At 53.0% G+C, this 11,215-nt stretch carries 7 protein-coding genes and 1 pseudogene; 3 read left to right on the forward strand and 5 right to left on the reverse strand.

Annotation, left to right across the window (positions count from 1 at the left end):
* Window positions 1–66: 66 nt before the first annotated feature.
* Both udk and QUW60_RS07495 read left to right on the forward strand, forming a co-directional pair.
* Window positions 67–678, forward strand: coding sequence for a uridine kinase (gene udk, locus QUW60_RS07490; protein WP_258337925.1), 612 nt, complete (start codon window positions 67–69; stop codon window positions 676–678).
* Window positions 675–2,048 carry an MltF family protein gene (locus tag QUW60_RS07495; protein ID WP_258337926.1) on the forward strand — a complete coding sequence of 458 codons (1,374 nt, stop codon included), beginning with the start codon at window positions 675–677 and terminating at the stop codon, window positions 2,046–2,048. The genes udk and QUW60_RS07495 overlap by 4 nt, the downstream gene beginning before the upstream one ends.
* Window positions 2,049–2,081: 33 nt before the next feature.
* Here the strand turns inward: QUW60_RS07495 and QUW60_RS07500 are convergent, their stop codons facing one another.
* Entirely contained in the window at window positions 2,082–2,972 is an 891-nt protein-coding gene (locus QUW60_RS07500) for a glucosaminidase domain-containing protein (RefSeq protein WP_258337927.1), read from the reverse strand.
* 160 nt (window positions 2,973–3,132) lie between these two features.
* Here QUW60_RS07500 and QUW60_RS07505 point away from each other — a divergent pair.
* Window positions 3,133–3,630, forward strand: a pseudogene (locus QUW60_RS07505) (cytidine deaminase); the annotation flags it as partial.
* A gap of 101 nt (window positions 3,631–3,731) precedes the next feature.
* Here the strand turns inward: QUW60_RS07505 and dnaB are convergent.
* The 4 genes from dnaB to QUW60_RS07525 all read right to left on the reverse strand — a co-directional run bounded on the left by dnaB (window position 3,732) and on the right by QUW60_RS07525 (window position 11,215).
* A complete protein-coding gene (dnaB, locus tag QUW60_RS07510; protein ID WP_258337929.1) occupies window positions 3,732–5,294 on the reverse strand; it encodes a replicative DNA helicase in 1,563 nt (520 codons plus the stop codon).
* 233 nt (window positions 5,295–5,527) lie between these two features.
* Window positions 5,528–7,897 carry an ABC transporter permease gene (locus tag QUW60_RS07515; RefSeq protein ID WP_289559587.1) on the reverse strand — a complete coding sequence of 790 codons (2,370 nt, stop codon included), beginning with the start codon at window positions 7,895–7,897 and terminating at the stop codon, window positions 5,528–5,530.
* A 102-nt stretch (window positions 7,898–7,999) separates the two neighbouring features.
* Window positions 8,000–8,677 carry an ABC transporter ATP-binding protein gene (locus QUW60_RS07520; protein WP_289559589.1) on the reverse strand — a complete coding sequence of 226 codons (678 nt, stop codon included), beginning with the start codon at window positions 8,675–8,677 and terminating at the stop codon, window positions 8,000–8,002.
* Between the two features lie 177 nt (window positions 8,678–8,854).
* Window positions 8,855–11,215: an ABC transporter permease gene (locus QUW60_RS07525; protein WP_289559591.1), complete on the reverse strand. Its 2,361-nt coding sequence runs from the start codon at window positions 11,213–11,215 to the stop codon at window positions 8,855–8,857.

Here is an 11,215-nt window from a genome sequence, read left to right on the forward strand (position 1 = left end):
TGTATATTTATGAATTTCGTATATTTGTATATTGCAAATATAGAAATTAATTACCGAAACTGTATCATGATTATCATTGGAATTGCCGGAGGGACAGGTTCCGGAAAAACAACTGTCGTGAAACGCATCGTAGAAAGCCTTCCGCCCGACGAAGTGGTGGTACTTCCGCTCGACTCTTATTATAAGGACAGCAGCCATGTGCCGGCAGAAGAACGGCAAAACATCAACTTCGACCATCCCAACGCTTTCGACTGGGATCTGCTGTCGAAACACATCTCCATGCTCCGCAAAGGCGAGGCCATCGAGCAGCCTGTGTATTCTTATCTGACCTGCACCCGCCAGGCACAGACCATACACATCGAGCCACGCAAGGTTGTCATCATAGAAGGCATACTGGCATTGAGCGACAAACGCCTCAACAGGCAGATGGACCTGCGCATCTTTGTAGACGCCGACCCGGACGAACGGCTGATCCGCGTGATACAGCGCGACGTGATCGAAAGGGGACGGACCGCCGAAGCGGTGATGGAACGCTACATGCGCGTGCTCAAGCCCATGCATCTGGAGTTCATCGAACCGGCCAAACGGATAGCAGACCTCATCGTTCCGCAAGGCGGACACAATGAAAAGGCCATAGAGATACTGAAGCTGTATATTGAAAAGATTGTGGGACGATGAAACGTTATGCCATCCAGCAGCTCTGCCTGCTCATCTGCCTCTGCCTGTTCTCCTGCAAGCCGAAGCAAAACGAAATTCCGCCCGTCGACTTGCCGCAGATCAAGGAACGGGGAGAGCTTGTGGCTCTCACCGTCAACGGTTCGGCATCCTACTTCAACTATCGGGGAGAGCCGATGGGCTTTCAATATGAACTAGCCCAGCAGTTCGCCCGTTCGCTGGGACTGAAGCTGCGCATACAAGTGGTAAAAGACGAAGCGGAACTGATAGACAGCCTGCTCAGGGGAAAAGGCGACCTGATTGCCTATAACCTGCCCATCACCAATCCACTGAAAGACAGCCTGATATTCTGCGGGGAAGAAAACATCACCCGCCAGGTCATCGTGCAGCGCAAAGGAAAACAGGCGCTGAAAGACGTGACCCAGCTGATCGGAAAAGAGATTTACACCACACCCGGAATATTCCACGAACGCCTGAAGAACCTCAACAGCGAACTGGGAGGAGGAATCAACATCCATGAAGTGCCTACCGATACGGCCACGGCCGAAGACCTGATCACATGGGTGTCGGAAGAAACTATAGACTATACGGTGGCTACGGACGAAATCGCCCGGATCAACCGCACCTATTATCCGAACCTCGACATCAGCATGGCCATCAGCTTCGACCAGCGTTCGGCATGGGCCGTGCGGAAAACCTCGCCCCTGCTGGCTGAAGCCGCCGACCAATGGCACAAGGAAAACATCGGCTCCGCAGAGTTCAAGGCCAGCGCAAGGCGTTACTTCGAGCTGAACAAGCGGCCTTCGTACGGTCCGATCCTCTCCGTGCGGGAAGGAAAAATATCGCACTACGACGACCTGTTCCGCAAATATGCCAAACAGATCGGATGGGACTGGAGGCTGCTGGCCTCGCTAGCCTATACCGAATCGAACTTCAACCCCGACGTGGTTTCATGGGCCGGAGCGAGAGGACTGATGCAGCTCATGCCGGCCACCGCACGCGCCCTGGGAGTGCCTCCGGGAAAAGAAAAAGACCCCGAAGAAAGCATCAAGGCCGCTGTCAAGTACATCGCTTCCATGCAGCGCTCCTTCGAACGGATCGAAGAGAAAGAAGACCAGACCAAATTCATACTCGCCGCCTACAATGCCGGCATCGGCCATGTGACAGACGCAATGGCTCTTGCCGAAAAATACGGACGCAACCAATACCTGTGGGAACACAATGTGGCCCACTTCATCCTGCTGAAAAGCGAGAAAACGTATTATCAGGATCCGGTGTGCAAGAACGGATACCTGCGGGGAACAGACACATACCGCTTTGTGAAAGAAATCACAGACCGGGCGGAATACTACAAAAAGAAAATCAGGCGGTAGGCGGTCCGGCAAGACGGAATCCGCAGCGCCGGCTCATTGCAGCCAAACGATCGAACCGACCGGAGGAACGCCCGCATCCTCATCCAGCCCGTTAAGCCTGTAAAGATTTTTCAGCTTCACGCCGAACTTCTGCGAAATGGAATACATCGAATCGCCCGGGCGGACAATGTAGCTGACAAACCCGTCTACGGCATGCTTGTGCTTTTCTTCCAGGTAAACGATTTCTCCTCCCCGAAATTCATAGCCCTTCGGCAGCTCGTTGTAGGTGCGGATCCGTTTCTTCTTTATATCAAACTCGCGCCCGATCGACTTGAACGTATCCCCCTCGCGGGCAATCACGTAGAGCAAGTCGTTGGCAAGATAAGGCTGATGGGGATTCGGAAACTCTTCGGCCCATTTCAGTCCGCCTTTCCGGTCATATTTGTCCAGATCATACAGCTCGATGATATTGATCAGACGGGTGGCATATCTCGGGTCGGTGGCATATCCTGCCTTCTTCAGTCCCTTCGCCCATCCCTTGTAGTCGGTGATCTTCAGTTTGAACAGAAAAGCATAGCGCGTGCCTCCGCGCAGAAATTTGGAGTGGTCGCGGTAAGAATCCTTCGGATGACGGTAGGCGCGGAAACATTCATTGGGAGCGTCATCATTGGCGCGCACGGTGCGTCCCTCCCAATATTTGCCGCACTTGATTCCGAAATGATTGTTCGATCGCCGCGCGAGCTGGCTCTTTCCCGCTCCAGACTCCAGCAGTCCCTGAGCCAGCGTGATGCTGGCCGGAACATGATAGCGTTTCATCTCGTCCACCGCTATTTTGCGATACTTGTGAATGTAGTCTTCGTATGCCTTGTTACGTTTCTGCGCCGACAGGTTACCTGCAACCAACGCTGCCAGCAGAACAAAGAAAAAATATCGTATATTTCCCATCAGTTCCTTTTTCTAACAAATTTCCACAAAGATAACGGATTGGCGAAAAATGCCTGCACCCGAATGCTTAAAAATACCGAAAAACAAAGATTTTGACCATATATTGCGAACATAAAGATAGAAGGAATGCGATTTTCCGCTAAATTTGTAAAAGAAGGACCAACAAAAAAGAAAAAAGACGATGAAAGAGATTCACATTGACATCCGTATCAGATCTGCCGCTTACGAAGAGCTTGACGAAGAACAGCGCCTGCTTATCGACGCGGCGAAAGAAGCTACGGCACGGAGCTACGCTCCATACTCGAGATTTGCGGTCGGAGCGGCAGCGTTGCTGGCAAACGGAGTGACCGTTACAGGCACAAATCAGGAAAATGCAGCTTATCCGTCGGGCATATGCGCCGAACGGACAACCTTGTTTTACGCCAACTCGCAATATCCCGACCAGCCGGTACGCATGCTGGCCATCGCCGCACGCAACGAATCCGGGTTTGTAGACATCCCTGTTCCGCCATGCGGAGCGTGCCGCCAGGTGCTGCTGGAAACGGAACAGCGTTTCAGACATCCCATCCGCATCCTGCTTCACGGAAGAAAAGACATTCTGATTCTCGAAAGCGTGAAGGATCTGCTCCCGCTTTCGTTCGGGGCGGAATTCCTTTAGAAAGGAGTGAAAGGAGTCAAAGAAGCCAAAGAAGCAGGGAAACGTTAACTTCCTGCGAAGTGAAGGCTCCTTTAACCCTTGACAAATCAGCAGCTTTTCAATCAGAACGGAACATCGGGAACCGGTCCGCCGAATGGATTGTCGGGAGGCGGAACCATATCGGCAGAAAGGGGCGGCACACCAGACTGCCCTCCCCCGCCGTTCATGCGCGAGCGCAAGACAGGAGCGCTCGTTTCGTCCCCCGGAGGAGGAACAATCATTTCGTCGTCCGGATTCTGGAAACGGGCATACTCGCTGCGGAAACGGAGCAGCACATCGCCCACCGCACCGTTACGGTGCTTGGCAATGATGATTTCGGCCATTCCGTGGAGGTCGTTCCCTTTTTCGTCGCTGTATATCTTATAATATTCGGGGCGGTGGATGAAGCACACAAGGTCGGCATCCTGCTCGATGGCTCCCGACTCGCGCAGGTCGCTCAGCTGGGGACGCTTGCCCTCGATTCCTTCGCGGCTTTCCACTCCTCGGTTCAACTGGCTCAGCGCAATGATGGGGATATTCAGCTCTTTGGCCAGTCCCTTGAGCGAACGCGAGATGGTGCTCACCTCTTCCTGACGGCTTCCGAACGACATTCCGCTCGCATTCATCAGCTGAAGGTAGTCGATGATGATGATTCTCACCCCATGCTCACGCACCAGACGGCGGGCCTTTGTACGCAGTTCGAACACCGAGAGCGAAGGCGTGTCGTCCACATAGAGAGGCGCGTCGTAAAGTTCCTTAATCTTATAGTCGAGCTGCCCCCATTCGTAAGGCGCAAGCTGCCCGCTCTTTATCTTATCACCCGGAATCTCACACACGTTCACAATCAGACGGTTCACCAACTGCACGTTGCTCATTTCGAGCGAGAACAAGGCAACGGGCACCTGGCTGTTTACCGCCATGTTTTTGGCCATCGAAAGGACAAAGGCAGTTTTTCCCATCGCCGGACGCGCCGCGATGATGATCAGGTCGGAGTTCTGCCAGCCCGAAGTCATCTTGTCGAGCTGGTGGAATCCGCTTGCCAGACCGCTCAGACCGTCGGTGCGCGCCGCAGCCTTCTGAAGCATGTCATACGCTTCCTGAATCACAGGATTAATCTGCGTATAGTCTTTCTTCATGTTCTGCTGGGAGATTTCGAAGAGCTTTCCCTCAGCTTCCTGCATCAGGTCGTCCACATCCTGCGTTTCGTCGAAAGCCTTGGTCTGTATCTGGCTGGTGAAAGTGATCAGCTCGCGCGCCAGAAACTTCTGCGCGATGATGCGCGCATGGTATTCGATATGGGCTGACGAGGTCACCTTACCGCTCAGCTGGGTGATATAGAACGGACCTCCCACTTCTTCCAGATCTCCCCGCTGGCGGAGCTGCTCCGTCACCGTAAGGATATCGATGGGCTTCTGGCGGATGGCCAGGTCGGTGATAGCCGCATAAATCAGCTGGTTGCGGTGTTCGTAGAACGACTCGGGGCGGAGTATTTCGCTGACCAGCGAATAGGCATCCTTTTCTATCATCAGGGCACCGAGCACAGCCTCCTCCAATTCGGGAGCTTGGGGCTGCAGATGCCCGTATTCATCTGTCTGTTTAGTCTTGGATGCCTTCGGCACCCTTATATTTCTTTTTACTTCTGCCATTGCTCTTTGTTTTGGGAAAACAAAGGTAAGGGAAAATCACGAAATATCTGCTATCATCCCCCTCATTTTGTCCCGTTCAAAACAAACAGACACCTTAAATTTTCTCTATCTCCAGGCTAGAGATGCATATCTCCAGTTTAAATACATATATCTCCAGACAAAAGATGTATATCTCTAGCCTGGAGATAAAGAATTTGCAGCATAAGGCTGAAGTTGCTTTCGGACACGAAGGCTTATTCCGCCCGCAGGTTCTCCGTAGGGTTGGTCCGTGCCGTGCGCCACACCAGCCATGCGGCAAGCATCATCACCGCCAGCAGCACAGCAGCCATACAAAGCGCAAAGAGATACCACGTCAGTCCAATCTTCACGGCAAAAAGTTCCAGCAACGACTCGCTGATCCTCCATGCCACAAGTCCGCCTAACAGCACGGAAGGAACTGCCACCTTCAGGAGGTCGGAAAGCAGAAGACGCTCAACGTCGGACACTTTCGCTCCGTGGATTATCCGTATGGCGATTTCAGAACGGCGGCGCAACACCTCATCGCGGATATAGGCAAACAGACCGACCAGAGCTATCACCAGCACGCAAAGCCCGGCAAAGAACACGCTGTTGCGCACACGGAGCAGCGAATCGTACAGGGAACTCATCTGCGAATCGAGGCTTGTCAGAATCTTCTCCTGACTGGTGAGCGTACGGTCGACCACTTTCTGTACTTGTCCAACCGTTTCGGGCGACATCCGATGAACCCGTATGAAGAGCACTCCCGAAGGCTTTCCCTGATAGAACATCACCGTAGGACGCTCGTCGCGGGACTCTGCCAACTGAGAGCCGAGGTGAATTTCCTCGTAGACACCGCATACCGTGAGCGGTCCGCCGTGCTCGCTCAAAAAGAAAGCCTTTCCCACGGGAGAGCCTTTCCAGCCGGCCAGTTCTTCCATCCGCTTCACGAACTTGCGGCTCACCATCACCTGACGGGTCACCGTGTCCTGAAGGTGCGGCGTAAAGACGCTGCCCTCAATGACCGGAATCTGAAACGTCTTGTGATAATCGTCACCGACATCATACATGTCGGCCACATTCATATATACTTCTCCCGTTTCCGGGTTATACACGTTGTTTCCGCTGCACTTGCTAACCGGAGAGCAGTAGCCCCACGACAGGGAAGCGACATCCGGCAGAGCCTTCAGCTCCTGTATGCAGCGTTCCCTCTCATTGTCTTCCGTTCCGCTCAGGCCGACAACCAGCACGTGCTTGTAGTCGAACCCGGCGTCATAATTGGTAAGTGCATGATACTGCAAGCCAATCACCGCCAGCAGGCTGACAAAAAGCGAAGAGAGCAGAAACTGCACGAACAGCAGTCCCAGTTTCCAGTGTTTCTTGCTCTCCGAATAACGGCGGTAAGCATACGTGACGGGGATGCGCGCGTAAAGCCAGCCCGGCGCAACGCCGCAAATAATAACTACCGCCAGAACGACCAGCACACACATGGCGAGAGCCGAAGGTGTGAAAAGCGATTTCAGGCTGTGTCCGAGCTGCATCTGCAGGAAGTCCTGCATCCCGAAAATCACCAGCACGGCCAGTCCCAGGCTCAGGATGCCCACATGAAGGCACGATTCGGCCAGAATCATCCGGCAGATGTCACTCCGGCCCGCACCGTAGCAGCGGTAAGTGGCGATGCTCTTAGCCCGGCTCACCATCGACGAGATGGAAAGCAGCACATAGTTGAGCAAGGAAGAAAGGAGCATGATTACGGCAAACGAGAGAAACACGATGTTCATCACCCGATTGTAGTCGGAGGATACGAAAATCTCTTTCACAGGCTGCAACGCATAGTCCAGTTCACTGCCCGTACCTTTCAGTTCTTCACTCACATTGTCGTCAATCATGCGTCTGATGTTCGGGCGGAGCTGTTCGGGATCGGTTCCCGCACGCAGACGGACATAGCCCTTATACCGGTCATTTCCCACCCAGTTGTTTCGTCCGTCCCACGACACCCACGCGATGGTAGGCAAAGCCAGCGCCACGTTGAAACGGGGCAAATGCGTATTTTCGGGCATGTCTTCGAAAACCCCGACCACCGTGAAGCGGAATTTCGGAAAAGCTTTCCAGGTGAGCGTCCGTCCGATGATGTCCTGTCCCAGCGTTTCAAACAGTTCGCGCGAGATATATCCGCATCCCGCCTTTTCCAGTCCGGTGCGGGGAGGTTCTCCCATCAGAATCGGCAAAGGAAAGACATCGAAGAAAGAGCTGTCGCACATATAGATGTTGCACAACACTTCTTTTTTGTCTTCCGACACAAAAGCATCAGCAGTGAATTCCGTGAAACGGGTCGCGGCTTCCACCTCGGGGCAATACGCCTTGAGTCCCGACGCCACGGCTCCCGAAACCTGCGTATACTCTTTCAATCCTCCGTCGCTTGGACGCATGTAGCGTTCGCCCACGCGATAGGTATCTTCCAGCCGGGGTATAAAGTTGTCGTACGATCGCTGGAAGATAACTTCGGCAAGGAGAGTAAGACCTATGGCAAGGCCCACTCCCAGACAGAGTATCTTCACCACGTTGGCCTCCCCTTTCCGAAACAATGATTTCAATGCTTTTTTCATTTTTCTAAGCAGTTTAAGAAGGAGTTAAAGAAGTTAAAGGAGTTAGAGAAGTTAAAGGAGGCTTTAACTTCCAACAAAATGACAACTTCTGACAAAAAAGACTTACATTTCCGCAATCGACGACACCACCTGTCCGTCGAACAGATTGATGATGCGTCCGGCAAACCCCGCATCGCGCTGGCTGTGCGTCACCATCACGATGGTGGTTCCCTCCTTGTTCAGTTCCGTAAGCAACTGCATCACTTCCAGTCCGTTCTTTGAGTCGAGGTTACCCGTAGGCTCGTCGGCAAGAATAATCTTCGGTCCCGACACCACGGCACGGGCAATGGCCACACGCTGCTGCTGACCTCCCGACAGCTGCTGCGGATAATGCTTCGCACGGTGACTGATGTTCATCCGTTTCAGTATCTCGCTCACACGGCGCTTACGCTCGTCCGAGGGAATGTGCAGGTAGGTGAGCGGAAGCTCCACGTTCTCAAACACGTTCAGCTCGTCAATCAGGTTAAAGCTCTGGAACACGAAGCCGATATTTCCCTTGCGCACGTTGGTGCGGTCTTTTTCCTTCAGGTGCCCCACCTCTTTTCCGTCCAGATAATAGCTTCCTGAGGTCGGGTTGTCAAGCAAGCCCAAAATATTCAGAAGCGTAGACTTGCCGCATCCCGAGGGTCCCATGATGGCTACGAATTCTTTTTCACTCACTTCAAGGTTCACCTTGTTCAGTGCAATGGTTTCCACTTCCGTCGTGCGGAAGGTCTTTGTAAGGTTTTCAATCTTTATCATAACTGTATGTTTTGTTGATCAATCATTCATTCTTTTTTCTTGTTGCAGCATCTTCCCAAATCAGGAAAGCAAATGCCGTACCATTCATACAACTTCCTTATTGCCAGAACATTTTAATATTCCGTATTGCACGGATATGTCAAAAATCTTGACAGCCGGTGTATGATTTCTTTACACCTACTCCGTCTTGATAGAGTTTGCGGGGTTCTCTCTCGCCGTCCGCCAGCTCTGAACCGTAACCGTAAGGAGAGTGATGGCGGTGACGAGCAGGAACGAGATGAGAAATATCCATGCGCTGATGGGAGCCTTCTCGGCAAAGCCTTCAAGCCAGTGGAGGCCGATCCACCACCCGAAGGGCGCGGCTACGACGAAGCATCCCATCAATATATAAAGGTAACGCTTGTTGAACATGCGGAGGATTTCGCCCGTGGTGCTGCCGAATATCTTGCGGATGCCGATTTCCTTGCGCCGGTATTCGCTCTCGAACATGGTCAGCCCGAACACGCCGATCATGCTGATGACGATGGCGAGCAGGGAGAAGAGCAGAATCTGGCGCGTGAAGCGAAGCTCGTTGCGGTAGGAATTGTCAATCACCTCGTCCATGAACCGGAAGTCGAAATCGTGACCCGGGGTGAACTTCTCCATCGTCTTTTGCAAGGAGTGGATAACAGCTATTTTGTCTGTCCCGGCGGAGATGCGGACGTTGACGATGTTTTCCCAGCGCCCCCAGTCAGCATAGTCTTTGCCGAAGATAAAGAATGCCATTGGCTGGCTGTTGTCATCGTTGCGGAACGTGCTGTATCGGATATTCTCGCAGAAGCCTACGATGGGGTAATCGCCATCGGTGGCAAGTTGGTCGACCGCCATCCATGGATATTTCTTGCGGGCAGCTTCGTTAAAGATATACACATCACCGTCGCCCGGCTTAAAGTCGCGCCCCTCGGTGACATGGATGCCCATCACCTTCAGGTAGCGGTAATCCACCGGAAGCACGTCAAACTGAATATGCTTGTCATCCGAGCCGCGTCCCCATCCCATATAAGTATCGCTCGAACTCAAAACGCGTTGCGAAAACGCTACACCTTCTACGCCCGATATGCGCGAAAGTTCATCGGCTACCGCTTCTTTCTGCAGGATGGCATCCCACGACATGTTGCCCACCACGATGGCATCCTTGTCGTAGCCATAGTCGGCGGTGCGGATGTAGCGGCTCTGCGCATACATTATGCCGATGGCGATAACTAACATGAACGCCACGAAGAACTGGAAGCATACCAGCAACGTGCGCAGCTTCCGCCCTTTAGGAGAAAGGCCGAACGAGCCTTTCAGTGCCAAGGCTGGCGGAAAAGAAGTGGCATAATAAGACGGATACAGTCCTGCCAGCATACCTATCAGCACGCTGATGCCGAGAGTGGAGGCAAGCAGCAGCGGATGTGCCGTCAAGTCAAGGCTTGCTGTCACCAAATCTTGCAAGCCCGAATCGCGCAACGCCAGCAGAAAGAGCATCGATATGCCCAAAGCAATGATGCTGACCAGCACCGCTTCCAGCACCAGCCCCATACGGAGCGAGCCTGCCGTGGCTCCCAGCACCTTCTGCGTGTTGATGCTCTTGACGCGCATCGGGGTTTCCGCCAACGTGAAGTTCATGAAGTTGATGGCAGCAACGATGACGATGAGAAACGACACGCACAGCAGGAGGTAGACCGTGGTGCGGCTGCTGGCGCTTTTGTTGCCTACTTTTGAAAAATGTACGTCGGCTATCGGAGTAAAGCGGAGGAACGAGGACGCTTCATTGTCGCTCATTGCACTGACCCGTTCGGGCACTATCTCTTTCATCCTTTGGAATACGGACCTGTTCAGTTCATCAGGATCCAGTGTGCCGTCAGTACGGAGATAACAGTTGTAGTTCCAGTTTTGCCAGTTGTCCTTGTTGTTCTCGGACCGAAGGGGGAGGAAAAGGCAGCTCCTTATCTGCGAATTTTCGGGGAAGTCTTCATACACGCCACCCACGGTCAGCAGACGGTTATCCGCCTGCTTTCCTTCGAAGATAGTTTTCCCCACAGCATCAATGGAACCGAAGAAGCGCATCGCCATCGAGCGTGGGATGAGCACTTGCCCTTGCCGTTCGAGCGCATCGGCAGAACCGGCTATCATGCGGGGCTGGAACGTCTTCATAAAGTTGCCGAAGCCGGACAGGGTGATTTCTTCGAACTGATGTCCGCCTACCTCAAACTTTGCCGAGCCGGAAAAAGAGTTGACGATGGAAATTGCTTGGATGTGGGGCGAACCGTTGCCTATCAGTTCGCATAGTGGGCGCGGCATCCACGTCTGCCACCCGTTGTCATCGTTGGGATAGACTTCCACCCGATAGATATGCTCATAATCCTTATATCCCTTATTGAAGTTCAGGTCGTAATCCACCTGCGTCATGATCACGAAAAACGAGGCGAAGGCTATCGCCAGTCCCATGATGTTCAGCACGCTGGCGGTGAAAAAGCGCCGGAATGTATGCGTAAAGTTGCGTATCAATGTTTTCAT

It is taken from the genome of Bacteroides gallinaceum, assembly GCF_030373775.1.
Lineage (GTDB): Bacteria > Bacteroidota > Bacteroidia > Bacteroidales > Bacteroidaceae > Phocaeicola > Phocaeicola excrementipullorum.

Coding starts and splice junctions, on each gene's coding strand:
- udk (WP_258337925.1), top strand. CDS start 67: ATGATTATCATTGGAATTGCCGGAGGGACAGGTTCCGGAAAAACAACT.
- QUW60_RS07495 (WP_258337926.1), top strand. CDS start 675: ATGAAACGTTATGCCATCCAGCAGCTCTGCCTGCTCATCTGCCTCTGC.
- QUW60_RS07500 (WP_258337927.1), bottom strand. CDS start 2,972: ATGGGAAATATACGATATTTTTTCTTTGTTCTGCTGGCAGCGTTGGTT.
- dnaB (WP_258337929.1), bottom strand. CDS start 5,294: ATGGCAGAAGTAAAAAGAAATATAAGGGTGCCGAAGGCATCCAAGACT.
- QUW60_RS07515 (WP_289559587.1), bottom strand. CDS start 7,897: ATGAAAAAAGCATTGAAATCATTGTTTCGGAAAGGGGAGGCCAACGTG.
- QUW60_RS07520 (WP_289559589.1), bottom strand. CDS start 8,677: ATGATAAAGATTGAAAACCTTACAAAGACCTTCCGCACGACGGAAGTG.
- QUW60_RS07525 (WP_289559591.1), bottom strand. CDS start 11,215: ATGAAAACATTGATACGCAACTTTACGCATACATTCCGGCGCTTTTTC.